The organism is Syntrophus buswellii (genome assembly GCF_046097065.1).
GTDB classification, from domain to species: Bacteria; Desulfobacterota; Syntrophia; order Syntrophales; family Syntrophaceae; genus Syntrophus; species Syntrophus buswellii.
Window position 1 is genome coordinate 2,785,618 of sequence record NZ_CP175563.1, and the last position, 19,020, is coordinate 2,804,637.

The following is a 19,020-nucleotide window of genomic DNA, read 5'->3' on the forward strand; positions in this document are numbered from 1 at the left end:
TCATCTCATCCTCACTTCATTCCACTTTTTGAAGCTTCAACGGAATAAGCTGCGTCTTATACTGCCCTTTTCCTGCCGCTATTCTCTCTTCAACAATCACGCGATCTTCTAAAATCCCGATGACCTGCCCTCCATTCAGACCGATGATGGTCCCAACGGACAAAGGGAAAAAATTACCGCGGGCATTGGTCACAATCGCCGTTCGGCCCTGATCTGTCCCTGCAATTCCCACCAGCCTGAATTCATTTACGGATGCTCTCTGCAAAGGGAAGATGGACAGGGGCTTCACTTTCTTCACAGCCTTCCGTTTTTTTAGAGACAGGTCCTTTTCGACAAAAGGTTCAAAAGGATCGGGCTTCCTTGAGAAGTTGTAAGAAGCGTAGCTGATTGTAAACGGCTCTCGCGTTCCTGAAACTCCAGGATCGGTTACAGACTTGGGTGAGAATGTCGCACCCCACCCCTGGGCTGTTCCGATCGTCAGACTCAAGAACACGCCGACGATGAATGCGCCGGAGAATCTACGGCTTTCCTTCGATCTTCTTCTTCGCATGTTCATCCTTCTTTTCCAGAAACATGTAGGTCTTTACCAGACAGGCCGTGTTCAGGATGCGACCCGTTCCCTTGGATTCCTTGGACTCTTCTATCAGAAAATCTTCAATGTTGACAATGCGGGGCATCCCGGCCATCTTCTGAAAAAAGAGTACGGTGTTATGATAACGGCCGACAACACCCATCTTCACAGGGATTTCTTCGTAAAATCCCCCAGCTTCCGGAGTCTTGCCACTGGAGGCCTTATCGCCCGGCTTATGATCGGCCGCTTTGGGCTCATTCCCTTTTGCCGCTCCCTGCTTGCCGTCACCTTCCTTTGCATCGGCAGACTTCTCAACAGGTTCAAAATGAACGGATTCAATGCCGGCATTTTTTCCAGCCATGGCGATCTCGTAAAGCAAAGAGGGCATATCCTTTTTTTCAGGAAGCTTGGCCATTGCCACTTCAAATTTCTGCTTCAGGAGCGCCACTTCCTTGACGTATTTCTGCTTCTGACTGGCAATGCGCTGCTTTTCTTCCACTTTCCGAGAAAGCTCTTCGGCCTGCGACTTCAGATTTGCCCGAGTTTCCAGCGCAGTGGAAAGGAAAAAGGACCAGTATAAATAACCGGCCAGCAGCAGGAAAACCCCTGCCAGGAGCGCTTTTTTCTGCGGAGAGAGCTTTTTGATATCATCCAGCGAGATAGCCATGGATCAGATTCCTTGTTTTTTAATCTTGCAGTTCAAGACAAACTGATGGAATTTCATTCCCGAATATTCCTTCTGTGTGGAGGAAACCAGATCGACAGCCGAGAGAAAACTTCGGCCTTCCAGATTTCTCATAAAACGTGACAGAACCATATTGTTCCGGGCAACCCCTTCCAACCTCAGATCCGACTCTTTGAGGATTATCCGGTCGATCCAGGCATCTCCGATTGGAACGGAGGAGTTCAGATCGTTCAGATAACGAACCGGAGCCAGCCGATTCTCTTCCAGGCGGGAAATAACGGAAAGCTTCTTCTCAAGGACATTTTTGTCCTTCTTGAAAATCTCAACCTCGCCGGCAATTTTATTCAGCCTGGCCAGGACCTCTTCCTTTTCCTTAATATCCCCTTCATAGCTTCGAATGCTGGTAATCATGAACAAATGGATGCCGCCAAGGATCAGAAGAAGAGCCAGGAAGGAACCGCCGAAAAGAAAAACCTGCTTTTGAAGACCGGCTTGCTTTTTTTTCTCTCGATAGGGAAGGAGATTGATCCGAATCATTTATCCTCCACCCGACGCAGGGCCAGACCCATACAGACAGCCAGAGCAGGCCCGATCTGCCCAACCAGAGAAGCGTCGACATATTTGTTGTTGATGTCAATTTTTTTAAAGGGATCGAAGACTTCCGTATCAACACCAAGCCTTTGCTGAAGGTCCTGTGCAATGCCGGATAACTTGGCGCCGCCACCTGAGAGCAGGACATTCTTGATGTAATCCCCACCGAAGGTCGATCGAAAGAATTCGATGGAGCGCTCAATTTCCGCACAAATAGGATCGGCATATCCCATGAGGCTCGCCGAAAAGTCATCAGCGCTCAATCCGCTTCCATCAGGCCCCTCTGTCTTGATCCGCTCCGCCTCATCAAAGGAAATCCCGAGCCTTTCCGCCAGAGATTCCGTTACGATATTTCCGCCCAGCGTAAAATCCCGGGTGAAAATGGAGGCGTCGTTCCTGACGACGTTGATGTTGGTGATAGAGGCGCCAATGTTGACGAGGGCGACAATATCATTCTCGTCAAAATCATAATTTTCCTCATAGACGGTTTCCAGTGCGAAGGAATCCACATCCATGATGACGACCTCCAGTCCCGCCGCTTGAAGGGCATCCGTATAGCTGTCGATAATGTCCCTTTTCGCAGCAACAAGCAATACATCCAACTGATCGGAGTTGTACTCATTTTCACCAAGGATCTGAAAATCAAAGTTGACCTCTTCCATGTTGTCGAAGGGCAGATACTGCGCGGCATCCTCACGGATCATATCGCGCATTTCCTCTTCTTCCATCGTCGGAAAGCCTACTTTTTTGATGATGACGGAATGGCCGGAAAGGGAGGTGACAATACCCTTTCGGAGATGGCCCGATGTTTTGAAAAGTTCTTTGACTTTTGCCGCCAGCAGGGAGGAATCGTTGATGATACCGTCGACGATGATGCCCCTGGGAAGAGGAATCTGTGAAAAGCGGTTCAGGACATAGCCGCCTTTAGGCAATTCCAGAATCTCGGCAAGCTTCAGTGAACTTGAACCGATGTCAAGACCTGCAAGATGCCTGCTGCCCGGAAATAAACTTTTGAAGTCTAGCAAACTTTTGAAGTCCAGCATCGCATACCCGGAAGAAAAGTCCTATGTGTTGAATCCTCTACTTGGCGAACTGATAGACCCTGTCGCCCTCTTTCACCATTCCCAACTCGTTTCTCGCAATGGTTTCCATGTAGGAAAGGTCATCCCTGAGCAATGCAATCGTGTTCCTCAGTTGAACATTCTGAAGAACGATTTCCTGGTTTTCTTTTTTCAGGGAAGAAAGCCGTTTCTCCATCATGTAATTGTCAAGCAATCCGCGATTGCCGAACGTGATGAGCAATCCCATCAGAAAAACAAACAGGGCAAGATATCGACCGATTTTCATTCGAACGTTCTCCTTGTTTCAGAGTTTGGGAAGGAAACCGTAAGAAACGAATTATCTGAGGCAGTCGAATTCGTCATGTTCCTGTAGTGAAGAAACTACAATCACAAATTATGCCATACTACATCAGATAATTCTTAATCTACGGCAGGAAGGAGTTGTTGTGGTTCACCCAGGAGAAAATTACCGCGTTCGATCTCTTCCTTGAGAAATTCACAGATCTCCCGGGCTTTGTAATAACTGGAGAGAGGGGCCGTTGAAACCTTTTTGCCGTTTAATTCAATGCCCCCGCTACGTAGATCTTTATAGCTGAATTCCCCCAGACTTTTGGCCGCACCCTTGGGGTAGTCCATGCCATAATCATAAATCTGGGCATAGAGATCCTCATCCTTGACCGCGGTGTAACGGGCCATTTCCTCATCAAGGATCGGGATCGGGATACCGATGCCGACATACAGCGATACCCCGTAGCCCAGAATACTCGCCCCCACCAGCCATTCGGGGCTCATTTCCCTGAGGTTTCCGATCGTGGCGATCGTTGCGGCGCCTTCCTTGGGCACTCCGTTCTTTCCCCGAATCACATTGGGATTGTGCTGGGTCCCCGGCCAGGCGACAAAGCCCTGGGCGCCGCCGAGAAAGATTCTTGTTCCGATACCGATGGTTCTGTAGTAGGGGTCATTAAAGAGGGGACTGAGCTGGCCCGATGTGGCATAATTTGCATTAGCCATCCGGGGTCGGAGCACTCCCATGTAGGTGTAAATGGTCTTGTCCGACATATTGACGGCGCAGTTATAATTTTGATAGGCATTCCGGGGATTGAAAAGGATGGCGTCGCGGAGATCGTTCAGGGTGATGTTTTTTTCAAACTTCCGGGATGGATAGCAATCCGTGCCGTAACCCTCCGCCCTGAGGCGAATCAGATTCCCCGAAACAAGATCCTGAATGACGTGTCCTCCGCCGTAATTGAATTCGCCGGGATAGACACTGTTGAGCGGATCGCCTTCCACAACTTCCGTGGCGCCGAGATAACAGTCTACGGCCGCAATACCGCCATAGGCAGGAACGTCATTAAGCCATACTCTGGAGGCACGAATTTTTGGCGAAGTGTGTCCGAAATTGAGGAAAGCTCCCGAGGAGCACATCGGGCTGAAGGTCCCGGTCGTGACCACATCGATTTTCCTAGCCGCTTCGACATCGCCATGACGCGCCACGACGTCGATCATCTCCTCGGCGGTCACGACGACAGCCTTTCCCTGCTTTATCTTCTCATTGATCTCCTGATACGTCTTGTGGACTCTGTGCCTCTTCATGACTTCAAACCTCAGGATGTGCCGGAATGGCCAAAACCGCCGTTTCCCCGGACTGTGGATTCCAGGTCGCAGGATTCAGTCCAGGCTGCCCGGTAGACGGAAGTAACGACCATCTGGGCAATACGGGCTCCCCGGGAAATCAGAAAGGGTTCTTTGCCATGGTTGATCAGCAGGACGCCGATTTCCCCCCGGTAATCGGCATCGATCGTACCGGGGGAATTGACCAGCGTAATGCCGTGCGTTAAGGCCAGGCCGCTGCGCGGCCGGATCTGGGCTTCGAACCCCTCCGGCAACGCGATGATCAGACCCGTGGGAATCAGGGCCCTCTCCCCCGGACCGATCAGCACGTCCTCCGTTACGGCCGCATGGAGATCCATTCCAGCCGAACCTCCCGTCACATACCGCGGCAGGGAAAGTCCTGAAAAATGGGGAAGCTTCCGAACGGGGATCCGGATCTCTTTCAGCGCCATGGGCCGCCCACAAAATCCGCAGAAGTCACACCTCTGCTCCCAGGGCATCCTTTCGACTCAAGCGGATTTTACCCTGTTTGTCCACTTCCAGAACTTTGACGATAACCTCATCGCCTTCGTTGACAATATCCGTCACCTTATTGACCCGCTCCTTGGCCAGCTGGGAGATATGGAGCAACCCCTCGGTGCCCGGTAATATTTCAACGAAAGCGCCAAAATCAACAACTTTTTTGACGGTCCCGCGGTAGATTTTACCCACTTCCGCGTCTTCCGTCAGCCAGCGGACCATGGCAATGGCTCTGGCCGATGCCTCCATATCGCTGGACGCAATGGTCACCGTGCCGTCATCTTCCACGTCGATGGTTACCCCTGTCTCGCTGACGATCTGGCGGATATTCTTGCCGCCCGTACCGATGACGGAACGTACCTTTTCCGGCCGGACCTTTACGGTGGTAATCCGGGGGGCATAGATGGAGATCTCCTTCCTCGGTTCGGATATGGTCTCCCGGATCTTTCCAATGATGAAGAGCCGCCCCTCCCTCGCCTGAGCCAGAGCCTTCGTGAGGATATCCCGATTGATCCCGTCAATTTTTATGTCCATCTGCATGGCGGTGATACCCTTCCGGGTTCCACAGACCTTGAAATCCATGTCACCGGAATGATCCTCATCCCCGAGAATATCGGAAAGGATAACGACCTGATCCCCTTCCTTGAGAAGTCCCATGGCAATGCCCGCCACCACGTCCTTGACGGGAACGCCGCCATCCATGAGACAGAGAGTGCCCCCGCAGACCGTGGCCATGGACGAGGATCCGTTGGAGGAAAGGATCTCGGAAACAATGCGGATGGTGTAGGGAAACTCTTCCTGGGAAGGAAGCACCGGCATCAGGGCCCTTCTGGCCAGATTGCCGTGTCCGATTTCCCGCCGCCCCGGGCTTCTCAGCGGCTTGGCTTCACCGACACAATAAGGGGGAAAATTGTAATGGAGGATAAAGGCACGCGTCTCTTCCCCGGCAACATAATCCAGCCGCTGCTCATCCGATGAAGTTCCCAGTGTTAGAGCCGCCAGAGACTGGGTCTCTCCACGGTTAAAAAGGCCCGAACCATGGGTCCTGGGCAGAACCCCCACCTCCGCACTGATGGCGCGGATATCCGCATGGGATCGGCCGTCGATTCTCGTTCCTTCCCCTAGGATCATGTCCCGGACAATCCGTTTCTCCAGGGCTTCAAGTGCGGCCGCCACCGGTCCGCGCAATCCCGCATCCTCCGATGTCATGCTCTTCAGAACAGCCTCCCGGATAGAATCCAGGACGGCATGACGGTCCAGCTTTCTCGCTATCCGGTAGGCCTCTTTCATCTTCTCCGCGGCTTTTTCCGTAACTGCCGCCACCAGCGATTCGTCAATCTCGACAGCGGAAAAAGGCCTCTTCGACCGGCCGATCGCCGCCCGGATCTGATCCTGCAGCATCATAACGGGCCGCATGGATTCCAGCCCGAACTCAATGGCCGAAACGACGGTTTCTTCCTCAATTTCCCGGGCACTGCCCTCCAGCATCACCAGGTTGACATCGAAGGGCCTGCCGTCCGTTCCCGGCTCCACCTTCCTGCCGACGAGGAACAGATTCAAATCGCTCCGCTCCTGTTCCTCCGTGGATGGATTGCAGACAAACCGGCCATCCAGCCGACCCACCCGAACACCTGCAATGGGCCCCTTAAAGGGAATGTCGGATATTTCGAGGGCAGCCGAAGCCCCCAGGAGGGCAGCCACATCCGAGTCGTTTTCGTTATCGACCGAAAGCAGGGTCGCCACAAGCTGGGTTTCATAACTGTACCCTTTGGGAAACAGCGGGCGGATGGATCGGTCGATCACCCGCGACGTCAGGACCTCCCGCTCATTGGGCCGCCCTTCCCGTTTGAAAAATCCGCCGGGTATTTTACCTGCGGCATATGTCATTTCCTGATAGTCCACGGTCAGGGGAAGAAAATCCACCCCCTCCCGGGCCTTCTTGAGGGAAACCGCCGTAACCATCACAACGGTGTCTCCATAAATCACCATGACAGCGCCGTCTGCCTGGCCCGCGACATAACCTGTTTTTACGGAAATATTTCTACCGGCGAATTCCGCACTGAATATTGTACTCATCCTTAAAAATCCTCTCTCCAGACCCGATCTTCAGAAAAGAAAAATCCCCGCACGCTCCCCTTGTGCATATCCCCCTCGACAAGACGGTGGATCGTCCCAATTCCAGGAAGCAGCGAATTTCATGTCCCCCCTGCTTCGGGCGATTTTTTCGGTCAGGGCACTACGGATCAGGGAGTAAGGAGTAAAGCCGGAGGCGTAAAGCCGAAACTTAAACGGCAAACAGCCCCAGCCTTATACCCCAGGCTTTACCGCTTACTCCGCACTTATGCCCCATCGCGAAAATGTTGGTTATTTTCTCAACCCAAGACGCTGAATAACCTGCCTGTACCGCTCAATATTCTTATTCTTCAAATAGTCCAGAAGCCTTCTTCGCTGCCCGACCAGCTTCAACAGACCCCGTCGGGAATGATGGTCCTTTTTGTGGATCTTGAAGTGATCCGTCAGGTATTCAATCCTGGCACTCAGAAGCGCAATCTGGACTTCAGGAGATCCCGTATCCTTCTCATGCAACTGATAATTCCCAATGATGCTTTCTCTTCGATCCGAACTTAACACGGTTTTTTATCCTCCATAAACAATTTGATCTCTGCAATCGACAAACCGACCAGCGGCACCTTCCCTTGCGCTGATCCGTTTTATAGCTTCATGAACGGGACATTCCGGATTTCGGCATCCTTCCAGGCCTTAATCGCGAAAAACCCTCAAAATTTTCGCAGCCGGCTGCCCCATCTCCAAAGCGGTCAGCTGGACCGATGGACACAACAGTCTGGCTACGGCAACCAGCCCCCCATCTGAAGTGAGAAACTTTACCATATCTCCATTCTCAAGGGAAGGAATATGATAATCCCTCAAAGCGGGTCCATCGGGCTGGCAGCCTTCACGGATCCTTTCCGCCAGTTCCCCGCCGATTTCGATGGCCGCCATGTGCAGAAGGCCGTCGCTCAGGGAAATCACTCTGGCCGCCAGGATTTTTTCCCGTTCCTCCGCGCAAACTTCCTCCAGCGAGACAGCCGCCTCCAGAGTGAATTGACCGCTCCGCAGCCTCCGCAACCCGGCAAGGCACCCCCCGCAGCCCAGTCGCTCTCCCAAATCGGCGCAAAGTGTGCGGATGTAGGTTCCTTTCGAACAGGCGACCCGAAAACGGACATAGGGAAATGAAATCTCCTCCAACACCGTGGAATAAATTCTGACGGTGCGGGGGGGGAGAGAAACGTCAATCCCCTTTCTTGTCCAGGCGTAAAGCGGTTTCCCCTTATATTTGACGGCGGAATACCGGGGGGGCTCCTGAGTCATCTCACCGGTCAACCCGCCCAGAGCCTCCCGGATCGCGGCTTCATCCACTGCCGGATTCTGGCGTCCTGTAATCCGCCCTTCGATGTCCAGGGTGTCCGTCGTCACCCCCAGCAGCATTGTAGCCCGGTATTCCTTATCGTCCTGGGAAAGGAACTGAACCAGCTTGGTTGCCTCGTCCAGGCAGATGGGAAGCACTCCCGTGGCCAGTGGATCAAGCGTACCGGAATGCCCCGCTTTCCGGACTCCCAGGATCCGCTTGACCTCTGAGACAGCCTTCTGTGACGTCTTTCCCGGCGATTTATCCAGGATCAGAATGCCGTTCATCTGTTCAAATTCCGTCCCGTATCACATCCAGGACCCGGGAATAAACCGTTTCAAAGTCGCCCTGAATGCGACAGGCGGATGCATTCCTGTGGCCTCCACCATCAAAGGCGCGGGCCACCCGCTCCACGTTCACCTCGCCCTTGGAGCGGAAGCTGACCTTGAAAGGTCCATTGTGCTGTTCGCTGAACAGAGCCGATACCTCTACCCCTGAAATCGATCGGGGAAGGTCGACAAAGCCTTCCGTATGTTCCGGGACAGCCCCCACGGCCTGCATGTCCTTCTGCCAGACCACCATGTAACCGAACCGCCCATCCAGATCGAAGGTCAGCGTGTCCAGGGCTTTGGACAGCAGCCTGATTTTGGCCAGGGGGTTGTTCTCGTAAATATTCTCCGATATTTCCTGGGGATCGGCGCCCCAGCCGACCAGATTCCCGGCGGCGATCAATGTTTCCCTTCCGGTAGTCCCGTAATGAAACCCCCCGGTATCCGTTAAAATGGCCGCATAGAGATTGGTCGCAATGTCCCGCGTCACGGAACATCCCATGCGGGATATCAACCGGTAGATCAGTTCACCCGTTGAGCTCGCCCGGGGGTCAACATAGGAAAACTCGGAGAACATCGAATTGGAGATGTGATGATCGATATTGACGAGTGTTCCAATGCGGGCAATCTTTTCAGACCCCCTGCCCACCCGGCTCAGATCGCTGCAGTCCACGATAAAGGCCGCGTCATACCGAGAAGCACAATCGGCGGGGAGCTCCTGGCGGATCACCTGGCTTCCGGGCAGGAACCGATAGTTCTCCGGTGTTGCATCCTGGTTGTAAACGTCCGCTTCTTTTCCCGTTTGCCGGAGCAGGCCATAAAGAGCCAGCTCCGACCCAACGGCGTCACCATCCAGCCGTTCATGGGAAGAAATGAGGAAGGTCCTGGAACGATCGATAATATCAAGAATCCGATCCATCATTCTCATCATCTCTGTGAATTTCTCTTATAAGCCGATCAATCCGGCTTCCATAGGCAAAGGAGGTGTCCTGCCTGAAAATGAGATCCGGCACATAGCGCAGTTTCAATCGTTTTCCCAGTTCCCTCTTGATGAAGCCGCCGGCCTTCTGCAGACTCTCGAGTGTTTCGGGGCTGCAGAAATCCTCGCCCATCTCCACGAAAAAAATCTTGGCAGTGCGCAGGTCATCGCTCATCTTGACCCCGGTAACCGTCAGCCTGCTGACCCTTGGATCGCGGACCCTCCTCAACAGGATATCCGCAAGCTCCACTTTCACCAGATCCGCCACACGATCCGCCCTCTTAAACTCCAACATGCTTTCGACCACCTTTTCTGTCCTGAGAGGCCTGTAGACGGAATCCGGGACGAAGCCCCGGTCCGGCACAGATGACCGTCATTCGGATCCATATTTGCCGGCAGATTCGTCGAAATGCGGCATGGCGTCCGACAGAGAAACGATTTCGATCCTGCTGCCCAGCACTTCGGCCAGTTGGAGTTCCTCGATAAAGGAGAGGATGCAATCCACCTTTCCGTTCACGTAGCGCGTATCGTTTCCCACGACGCAAAATCCGACTTTTGCGCGCTTCCAGGAGTCGTTTTCGCCGATCTCAGCGATGGACACGTTGAAGGTATTGCGCGTCCGCTGAAGGATCCGCTTCAAGACCCCCCGTTTTTCCTTCAAAGACCGGCATTCTGCAATCCACAGTTCAATCAGTCCCGATCCGATGACCATCGTAACATCCGCCTCACGGTATGCCCCTGTCTCGCGGCGGCGAAGCCTCTAGAATTCACACATTCCCTTCAGGTCTGAATTCACAGCTTGCGCTCCACTTTTTCATTGACATAGGCTTCGATCAGGTCGCCCACCCGGAGGTCATTGAAGCCCTCAATGCCGATTCCGCATTCAAATCCGGCCAACACCTCCTTGACATCATCCTTGAACCGCCGCAGGGAGGCGATTTTCCCGTCAAACACGATGACCCCGTCCCGAACCAGCTTGGCATTGCTCTTTCGAACCATTTTTCCGTCGGTCACAAAGCTTCCCGCCACGGTGCCCACTTTGGGAACCCGGAACAGATCCCGAACTTCGGCCCGGCCAATGACCATTTCCCGGTATTCGGGTTCGAGGAGCCCTTCCATGGCCGCCCGGACGTCGGCAATGACATTGTAAATGATGTCGTAGAGCTTGATGTCGACACCTTCCGCTTCCGCCAGCTCCGTGACCCGGGCGTCAGGCCGGACATTGAAGCCGATGATGATGGCATTGGATGCCGACGCCAGCATGACATCCGTCTCCGTAATCGCCCCGGTGGAACCATGAATCACCTTCAGTTTGATGTCGTCGGTGCTGAGCTTGGTCAGGGCGTCCGCCAAGGCCTCCAGGGATCCCTGCACATCCGCCCGGAGGATGACATTCAGCTCTTTCACGCCTTCCTTCATCTTTTCATACAGCTGCTCCAGGGTGATCTTCGAGGTCGCGGAGAGCTCCCGTTCCCGTTCCTTTCGCAGCCAGTATTCTCCAATGCTGCGGGCCTTCTTTTCATCCTCGACGGCGTTAAATTCCGCACTTGCCTGGGGCACGCGGGAAAAACCGATCACCTCGACCGGCGTGGCCGGGCCGGCCACCCTGATCCGACGCCCTTGGTCATCATTCATGGCCCGGACACGCCCGTACTCCGTCTTGCTGACAAAGGCATCCCCTTCATGGAGAGTCCCCTCCTGGATTAAAACCGTGGCTACCGGGCCGCGCCCGCGATCCAGACGGGCTTCGATCACCACGCCACGAGCCGGACGGTCCGGATCGGCCTTCAGTTCCAGGATATCCGCCTGCAGCAGGATGAGCTCCAGGAGTTCCTCTATGCCGATTTTCTGCTTCGCCGACACCTCGCAGAAGATGGTATCTCCCCCCCACTCTTCCGGAATAAGGCTGTATTCCGTCAGCGCCTGCTTAATCCTTCCCGGATCGGCTTCAGGCTTGTCGATTTTATTGATCGCCACAATGATGGGCACGCCGGCCACCTTGGAGTGATTGATTGCTTCCACCGTCTGATCCATCACACCGTCGTCGGCCGCGACGACCAGGACCACGATGTCCGTCACCTGAGCGCCACGAGCACGCATGGCCGTGAAGGCTTCATGTCCAGGCGTGTCGAGAAAGACGATTTCCCGCCCCTTGAGATTCACATGATAGGCCCCGATGGCCTGGGTGATGCCTCCCGCCTCTCCCTCGGTAACACGCGTTTTCCGGATGGCATCCAGCAGCGAAGTCTTTCCGTGGTCCACGTGCCCCATGATCGTCACCACGGGTGCCCGGGGTTTCAGATTTTCTGCGGCGGATTCCACTTTGAACATGGATTCGTCGTACTCCATCCCCACAGGCTCCACCTGATAGTCAAACTCCGTGGCGATGAGCGATGCGGCGTCAAAGTCAATGGACTGGTTAATGGTCGCCATGAGTCCCATCCGCATGAGCTTGTTGATGACCTCATTCGCCTTGACCCCCATTTTCTTGGCCAGATCCCCCACCGTAACCGCTTCGCCGATCCGGATCCTTCGTTTGATCGCCTTCGGCACGGTGATCTCCGTCTTCTTCATCTTGGCGGCGGCCTTTTTCTCTTCCTTCCAGCGGCCCGGCCTGGCGACCCGTTCGACGGTTTCTTCTTCGATCGTCTTGCGGAAGTCCTTTTTATCCGGAGCCTTTTTAAGGGCAGGCTTCTTCTTGGCGGGAGGCAGTTCCCGCACCGGCACTTCCTCGGGAATCTTCGGTTTTTTCTTCAGCTTGTCCGCCTCGGTCTTTGGAGCTTCCTTTTCCGGTGGCGCCGCCGGCCTGGGAGCGGCCCCGGTCTCAGGCCTCCTGGCCTCGCCCCGCTGCGGTGCCTGCCTTGCAGGAGCTTCTCCTCCGGCAGCGGCACGGGGTGCCGGCGGCCTTCCTTCCCGCCTCCCAGGCGGAATTCTTCCCACCTCCCTGCCAGCAGCCTCGGCACCTTGCGCCCTTGCCGGCGCCCTCTCCTCTTCCGGAACACTCTTCGCCACCGGGGGCGTCTTCCCAGGCTCCGGAACAATCGGCTCTTTCGGCGCCTCTTCCTTCATTTTCTCAGGGATTACTTGTTTCTCCTCCCCGGAAATTTCAGGAGTTGGAGGAATCGGGGACTTTTTCGGTGGAATCGCCGGAGTTGGCAGGGGTTTCTTAACGGCCGGCAAAGGTTCCCCTTCCGGAACCGCAGGCTGGGACTCGACAACTTCAACGGGTTTCACTTCTTCCGGGGGTGCAGGCTTTGCCGGCACTTCTTCGCGGACGGCTCTCTCTGCTTCTGCAGGGGGCTCCTCGGCAACAGGCTCCTCCTGGGGAACATGCACAGCTCTCCGCCGGATGACGGTCGTCTTGATCCGCTGCTCCACCATCTCCGTGGCTCCCCGGGCATGGAACTCCTTGATAACGCGTTCCACTTCGTTATCTTCCAGCGTTCCCGAGTGGGACTTTACGGTGATACCGAGTTTTTCCAACCGAGAGATCAGCTCCTTGTTGTCGATACCCAGCTCCCGGGCCAACTCGTAAACCCTCTTTTTTGACATGCTTGAAACCCCCAGCGCTTCTATGTTTGACTCCGCATATTATTGTAAATACACCAAAATTTCCTCAAGTTTCCCTTGGGGCGGCAACCTCTTCATCGATGATCCTTCCCGCCTCCTCGATCCAGAGCTGCGCGGTTGACTCCTCGACCCCCGAAAGAGCCGACAGCATCTCACAATCTGCCGCAGCGATCATGGCGACACTCTTCAAGCCCTTGCCGAAGAGCAGCTCAGCGGTTGCCTCCTCCATTCCGGGGATCTTCAGGAGGTCTGAATACCCGGGGCTATCCTTCTCGGCCTCAGCCGATTCGCTTTTGACATCAATCTTCCACCCGGTCAACTTTACGGCTAGGCGCACATTCTGCCCGTTCTTCCCGATAGCAAGAGACAGCTGGTCGTCCGGAACAATCACCTCCATCGCATGATTCGCCTCATCCATGATCACGCGGCTCACCTTCGCCGGCGAGAGGGCGCTGCTGACATATTGCACGGCATCATCGGAATAGGGGATGATGTCGATTTTTTCTCCCCGCAACTCCTGAACAACACTCTGGACACGGGCCCCACGCATGCCGACGCAGGCCCCGACAGGATCGATGTCCTTGTCCTTCGTCCTCACGGCAATTTTGGCCCGCTTGCCCGGCTCCCGGGAAACATTGATGACCTCGATCAACCCCTCGTCAATTTCCGGAACCTCGACCTCGAAGAGCGATTTCAGGAAATTGGGATGCGTGCGGGAAAGCAGGATCTGAGGCCCCTTGGAAACTTTTTTTACGTCATAGATGAAACTGCGGATCCGGTCCCCCCGCTTGTAAGACTCCCGGTGAATCTGTTCGGACACCGGGAGCACCCCCTCCGCACGGCCCAGATTGACAATGATGCTCCCCGCCTCGAACCGCTGCACAAAGCCATTGACCAGCTCACCCTTGCGATCCTTGTACTCGTCGTAGACATTGTCCCGTTCGGCATCCTTCACCCTCTGAACAATAATCTGCTTGGCGGTCTGAACGGCGATGCGTCCGAACGTGCTCGTCTCGATCTTCATCCCGAGGCTGTCACCCGGCTCAGCCTCCTCATCCAGATCCCGGTGGGCAACCTCCAGGGAAATCTGCATATCCGGATCAGTAACCCTTTCAACCACCGTTTTAAACTGGAACACCTCGATTTCGCCCAGGTCCTCGTTGTAATGAGCTTCGATATCCACATGGGGCCCCAGCTTCTTCCGCGCCGCCGTCAGCATCGCCGTCTCAAGGGCCTCGATGATGATACTCTTATCCAGTCCTCTATCCTTACCCATCTGTTCGATCAGACGTTTAAGTTCCGGAACCATGAAATTTTCCTCCACCTCTCTATTTCAATCGCTTTTTTTTGGCCGCCTTTTCCAGTGGCAGAGAGCGCAACACGAAATGCCATCGATGCAGGCTGAAAACAGTGATCTGGTTCGATGCGACGCCTGTCGGGCGATTTTTCCGTCAGAGTCGTCCCAGCCGGGATTTCCTTAATCGAACCGATAGATCAGATTCGCCTTGACAACCAAGTCCCTGGGGATTTGATACAGTTTGGAACCCATCTCAACCACCAGCACTTTCCGACCTTCCTCTTCCCGGAACTCAACCAGCCTGCCCCGGAAATGGCGGATGCCCTCCACCTTCTGTTCCAGCCGGACGCTTACATCACACCCCTGATAGAGGACAAAATCCTTGTCCCGGACGAGGGGTCGATCGAGGCCGGGCGACGATACCTCCAGGGTATACGGACCCGGGGGAAGATCATGAACATCCAGGAGATCACCGAGCTGACCGCTGATCCCCGAACAATTGTCCAGGGTCACTCCGCCTTCACGGTCCATATAGATCCGGACGATCCACCGGGTCTTCATGCGCAGGCACTCCACCTGGATCAGTTCGAAGCCTTCAGACTCCAGAACCGGTTCCACCAGGCGCCAGATGTCCTCCCGGAGTTTTTTTACATATTCACTGGCCATGAGTTCGATTCAACGATTCTGCTCGACAGGGAACCTCATAAAACAAAAAAGTGGGCAACTGCCCACTCCAGAAGATCCGACAATGACTTAGGAAGATTCCCGAACAACGCCACAGCAACAGATACACTGCTTTCTCCGACATCACAAATCACCCGGAGGGGAATATCATGGAGCGGGCGATGGGACTCGAACCCACGACGTCCAGCTTGGGAAGCTGACATTCTACCGCTGAATTACGCCCGCCTTGAAAAATACAGGAAAAAGCTTGCCTATCTTATTCAAGAGGATGCTTTTGTCAAGGATTTTTTCCCGCCAGTCTCAATGAAATTGACTTCCCATGGGCGTCAAGGCCCTCCAGATGGGCAAAGCGGGCCGCCTGAGGGCCGTATTCCTCAAGCACTTCCCGGCTCAGGGAAAGGACACTGATCCGCTTCACGAAATCATAGACCCCCAGGGCCGAGGAAAAACGGGCGGTTCCACCGGTGGGGAGGACGTGGTTGGGCCCCGCGATATAGTCGCCCACCGCCTCGGGCGTATAGGAACCAAGAAAAACCGCTCCGGCATGCCGAATGCCCTCCAGGAGATTCCAGGGGTCCTTCACCATCAGTTCCAGGTGTTCCGGAGCGAAGCGATTGGCCACGGCCACGGCCTCATCGAGATTCTCCGTGACCAGGATGGCTCCGAAGGCCTCAAGGGACCGCTGGGCGATCGCCCTTCGCGGAAGGTTCTCCAATTGCCGTTCCAACTCCGCAGAGACCGCCCGGGCCAGGACGTCATCCGGCGTCAGCAGAACGGCACTGGCCATTTCGTCGTGCTCCGCCTGGGAAAGGAGATCCGCCGCGACCAGGGAAGGCTGCGCCGAGCTGTCCGCAATGACGAGGATTTCGCTTGGACCGGCGATCATGTCAATGGAGACCTGACCGAATACCATTTTTTTTGCGGCGGCCACATAGGCGTTTCCCGGACCGACAATCTTGTCCACCCGGGGAATTGCTTCCGTACCGTAGGCCAGGGCGGCCACAGCCTGCGCCCCTCCGATTTTGAAGATGCGACGGATGCCGCAGAGTTTCGCCGCCGCCGCGATCAACGGGGAAATCTTTCCGTCCCTTGAAGGGTTGACCAGAAAAAGTTCCTCAACCCCGGCAAGCCTGGCCGGAATAGCCGCCATGAGCACCGTGGACGGGTAGGAAGCCGATCCCCCCGGCGCGTAAATCCCAACCCGCTCCAGGGGAATGATCCGCTGGCCGAGGATGCTGCCGGGCTTCTCGGATACGGTCCAGCTTTCGGCAATCTGGTGACGATGAAAGGCTTCGATCCTCTGCGCGGCCTGCTGCAGTATGGCCAGATCCGGGCCTTCCACCCGGGCGGCCGCCTCTTCCAGTTCACCCTCGGAAACGGCCACGGTCTGCGCCGTCAGGATGTGCCCGTCGAAGCGCCGCGTGTAATCGAAAAGGGCTTCGTCCCCCCTGCGGGCCACATCTTCGACGATCCCCTTGACCACCTTCCAGAGCTCTTCATCGAAGACCCGGCCCCGCCCGGTAATCCGGCGGTAAAGGGCTTCAAAATCCGAATCCGTCGTTTTCACAATGTTCATCATGCCCCCGATACTCTGCGGATGTCGGCGCCCAGGGCTGAAAATTTCTTTTCAATGTCCTGATAGCCCCGGTCAAGGTGATAGACCCGCGACAGTTCCGTTGTCCCCCGGGCTGCCAGACCGGCCAGGATGAGGGAGGCCGACGCCCGGAGATCCGTCGCCATGACGGGAGCGCCCTTCAGGGCGTTCACCCCCTTGACGATCGCGCTGTTGCCCTGAATATGAATGTCGGCGCCCATGCGCATCAGCTCGCCCACATGCATGAAACGATTTTCAAACACCGTTTCCGTGATGACGCTGAGCCCCTCGGCCACGGCCATCATGGACATCATCTGGGCCTGGAGATCCGTCGGGAATCCTGGATGGGGAAGGGTCTTGATATCCACGCTCCGGACTCTTCCGTTTCCTGCCGCCCGCAGCCCGCCGTTCATTGTTTCGATAATCATGCCGGCATCCCTGAGCTTTTCGATCAGGGCGCAAAGATGGTTCGGCTGACAGCCCAACACCCGGATCTCACCCCCGGTAATGCCCGCCGCGATCATGTAGGTGCCCGCTTCGATCCGGTCGGGAATGACTTCGGCCTCGACAGGGTGGAGACGCTCCACTCCCTCGACCCGGATTTCGTCCGTCCCGGCACCCGCAATCCTGGCGCCCATTCCAATGAGCACCTCGGCCAGATTCACGATTTCCGGCTCCCGCGCCGCATTCTTCAACAGGGTAACCCCGTCGGCGAGTGTAGCGGCCATCATGATATTTTCCGTTCCTCCGACCGTCGGGCTGTCGAAGTAAATGGCCGTCCCCTTCAACCTTCTGGCCTTGGCTTCCACGTAGCCCTCCTTCAGAGCCACCTCCGCTCCCATATCCTGGAGGGCCTTTATATGGAGGTTGACGGGCCGGGCGCCGATGGCGCAGCCGCCGGGCAGGGATACGCGGGCGATTCCGAACCTGGCCACCAGGGGGCCCAGAACCAGGATGGACGCCCGCATCGTTTTCACGAGGTCGTAGGACGCTTCGATATTCGTAATTTCTCCGGCATTGATGCGCAGGGCTCCGGGTGTCCCCTCAATGACCGCGCCCAGACTCTCCAGAAGCTTTCTCGTGGTGCGGATGTCCATCAGGTCCGGTATGTTGGTAAAGGTGTTCCAGCCATCCGTCAGGAGGGAGGCGGCCATGATGGGAAGTGCGGCATTTTTGGCGCCGCTGATCCGGACCTCTCCCGCAAGGGGTTTCCCGCCGTCAATGATGATTTTATCCACGCTTGCTTCCTCTCTTTCGCGCCTTCGCAACCCGCCAGCGCCCCGCATAATCCTTCCGGAAGGCCACTTCCCGGTACAGGCCGGATCTCGATAACAAGTCCTCGACCAGCTGCTGCTGGCCGTCGCCGATTTCCAGCAGGAGCCATCCCCCCGGTTTGAGGTAACGGGGAGCCTGCGGGATGATGTCCGAATAAAAATCCATTCCCTCCCTCCCGGCCAGCAGAGCCTGCCGGGGTTCAAAGTCCCTGATTTCCCTTGACAGCCGGGAAAAGTCCTCCACAGCGATATAGGGGGGATTGGAAACGATCACATCAAAGTCGCCCTGCACCGGAGAAAAGAGATCCCCCTGGAGAAACTGGATCCGGCTGTTCCCCAGATTCCGGGCGGCATTTGCGGCAGCAACCGCCAGGGCCCCCGGGGAAATATCCGTTGCCGTAATCCGGGCATCGGCCCGTTCAGAGGCCAGGGAAACGGCAATCGCCCCGCTTCCCGTTCCCAGTTCGAGAATGCCGGGACAAGGGGCTCTGTTCAGAGCCGGCACATTCAGGACTTCCTCCACCAGGATCTCCGTATCCGGGCGCGGGATCAGAACCCGGGAGTCCACGGCAAATTCCAGGGACCAGAATTCCTTATGCCCCACCAGATAGGCCACCGGTTCACCCTGCTGCCGCCTTGCCACCCAGGTGCGGAACCCCTCTGTCTCCGGATCGCTCATATCCCGGTCGGAATGGACAAAAAGCCAGGTCCGGTCTTTGCCAAGGAAAGAGGCCAGAAGGACTTCCGCATCCAGCCGCGGCGTCGGCAGCCCTGAAGAAAGGAACGCCTCCGCCGCGCTTTCAATCTGCTGTGCAATTTTCATCTCTGTCACAGAAAAGGGACCGTTCG

19 protein-coding genes and 1 tRNA gene are annotated in these 19,020 nt (G+C 55.8%); all 20 read right to left on the bottom strand.

Annotation, left to right across the window (positions count from 1 at the left end; translation table 11 throughout):
• Window positions 1-16: 16 nt before the first annotated feature.
• Window positions 17-550, bottom strand: a complete 534-nt coding sequence (locus ACJ77P_RS12595) for a pilus assembly protein PilP (protein WP_408998437.1) — start codon at window positions 548-550, stop codon at window positions 17-19.
• Window positions 519-1,238: a type 4a pilus biogenesis protein PilO gene (locus tag ACJ77P_RS12600; protein ID WP_408998438.1), complete on the bottom strand. Its 720-nt coding sequence runs from the start codon at window positions 1,236-1,238 to the stop codon at window positions 519-521. The genes ACJ77P_RS12595 and ACJ77P_RS12600 overlap by 32 nt, the downstream gene beginning before the upstream one ends.
• A 3-nt stretch (window positions 1,239-1,241) precedes the next feature.
• Window positions 1,242-1,793, bottom strand: a complete 552-nt coding sequence (locus tag ACJ77P_RS12605; protein ID WP_367359301.1) for a PilN domain-containing protein — start codon at window positions 1,791-1,793, stop codon at window positions 1,242-1,244.
• Window positions 1,790-2,872, bottom strand: coding sequence for a type IV pilus assembly protein PilM (gene pilM, locus ACJ77P_RS12610; protein ID WP_367359302.1), 1,083 nt, complete (start codon window positions 2,870-2,872; stop codon window positions 1,790-1,792). Before pilM ends, ACJ77P_RS12605 begins: the two co-directional genes overlap by 4 nt.
• A gap of 55 nt (window positions 2,873-2,927) precedes the next feature.
• Window positions 2,928-3,194: a septum formation initiator family protein gene (locus ACJ77P_RS12615; protein ID WP_367359303.1), complete on the bottom strand. Its 267-nt coding sequence runs from the start codon at window positions 3,192-3,194 to the stop codon at window positions 2,928-2,930.
• 134 nt (window positions 3,195-3,328) lie between these two features.
• Window positions 3,329-4,501, bottom strand: a complete 1,173-nt coding sequence (locus tag ACJ77P_RS12620) for a homocysteine biosynthesis protein (RefSeq protein WP_408998439.1) — start codon at window positions 4,499-4,501, stop codon at window positions 3,329-3,331.
• Window positions 4,502-4,512: 11 nt separating this feature from the next.
• The gene (dut, locus tag ACJ77P_RS12625; RefSeq protein ID WP_367359305.1) at window positions 4,513-4,971 is read right to left on the bottom strand and encodes a dUTP diphosphatase; all 459 of its coding nucleotides are present in this window, start codon (window positions 4,969-4,971) and stop codon (window positions 4,513-4,515) included.
• A gap of 25 nt (window positions 4,972-4,996) precedes the next feature.
• The gene (locus tag ACJ77P_RS12630; protein WP_408998440.1) at window positions 4,997-7,114 is read right to left on the bottom strand and encodes a polyribonucleotide nucleotidyltransferase; all 2,118 of its coding nucleotides are present in this window, start codon (window positions 7,112-7,114) and stop codon (window positions 4,997-4,999) included.
• A 288-nt stretch (window positions 7,115-7,402) separates the two neighbouring features.
• A complete protein-coding gene (gene rpsO / locus ACJ77P_RS12635; protein ID WP_367359307.1) occupies window positions 7,403-7,669 on the bottom strand; it encodes a 30S ribosomal protein S15 in 267 nt (88 codons plus the stop codon).
• A 129-nt stretch (window positions 7,670-7,798) separates the two neighbouring features.
• The gene (gene truB / locus ACJ77P_RS12640) at window positions 7,799-8,731 is read right to left on the bottom strand and encodes a tRNA pseudouridine(55) synthase TruB (RefSeq protein WP_408998441.1); all 933 of its coding nucleotides are present in this window, start codon (window positions 8,729-8,731) and stop codon (window positions 7,799-7,801) included.
• 4 nt (window positions 8,732-8,735) lie between these two features.
• A complete protein-coding gene (locus ACJ77P_RS12645) occupies window positions 8,736-9,695 on the bottom strand; it encodes a DHH family phosphoesterase (RefSeq protein WP_408998442.1) in 960 nt (319 codons plus the stop codon).
• Window positions 9,676-10,047: a 30S ribosome-binding factor RbfA gene (gene rbfA, locus ACJ77P_RS12650; protein ID WP_367359310.1), complete on the bottom strand. Its 372-nt coding sequence runs from the start codon at window positions 10,045-10,047 to the stop codon at window positions 9,676-9,678. Before rbfA ends, ACJ77P_RS12645 begins: the two co-directional genes overlap by 20 nt.
• Before the next feature lie 78 nt (window positions 10,048-10,125).
• Window positions 10,126-10,464, bottom strand: a complete 339-nt coding sequence (locus tag ACJ77P_RS12655; protein WP_367359311.1) for a DUF503 domain-containing protein — start codon at window positions 10,462-10,464, stop codon at window positions 10,126-10,128.
• A gap of 80 nt (window positions 10,465-10,544) precedes the next feature.
• The gene (infB, locus tag ACJ77P_RS12660; protein ID WP_408998443.1) at window positions 10,545-13,304 is read right to left on the bottom strand and encodes a translation initiation factor IF-2; all 2,760 of its coding nucleotides are present in this window, start codon (window positions 13,302-13,304) and stop codon (window positions 10,545-10,547) included.
• A gap of 64 nt (window positions 13,305-13,368) precedes the next feature.
• Window positions 13,369-14,631 (bottom strand): transcription termination factor NusA, encoded by a 1,263-nt coding sequence (gene nusA / locus ACJ77P_RS12665; protein WP_367359313.1) that lies wholly within the window; start codon window positions 14,629-14,631, stop codon window positions 13,369-13,371.
• Between the two features lie 168 nt (window positions 14,632-14,799).
• Window positions 14,800-15,285 carry a ribosome maturation factor RimP gene (rimP, locus tag ACJ77P_RS12670; RefSeq protein WP_408998444.1) on the bottom strand — a complete coding sequence of 162 codons (486 nt, stop codon included), beginning with the start codon at window positions 15,283-15,285 and terminating at the stop codon, window positions 14,800-14,802.
• A gap of 168 nt (window positions 15,286-15,453) precedes the next feature.
• Window positions 15,454-15,528: transfer RNA gene (locus ACJ77P_RS12675), tRNA-Gly, on the bottom strand.
• A gap of 52 nt (window positions 15,529-15,580) precedes the next feature.
• Window positions 15,581-16,879 (bottom strand): histidinol dehydrogenase, encoded by a 1,299-nt coding sequence (gene hisD, locus ACJ77P_RS12680; protein WP_408999428.1) that lies wholly within the window; start codon window positions 16,877-16,879, stop codon window positions 15,581-15,583.
• Window positions 16,879-18,135, bottom strand: coding sequence for a UDP-N-acetylglucosamine 1-carboxyvinyltransferase (murA, locus tag ACJ77P_RS12685; protein WP_367359315.1), 1,257 nt, complete (start codon window positions 18,133-18,135; stop codon window positions 16,879-16,881). Before murA ends, hisD begins: the two co-directional genes overlap by 1 nt.
• A complete protein-coding gene (prmC, locus tag ACJ77P_RS12690; protein ID WP_408998445.1) occupies window positions 18,128-18,994 on the bottom strand; it encodes a peptide chain release factor N(5)-glutamine methyltransferase in 867 nt (288 codons plus the stop codon). The genes murA and prmC overlap by 8 nt, the downstream gene beginning before the upstream one ends.
• Window positions 18,995-19,020 lie beyond the last annotated feature (26 nt).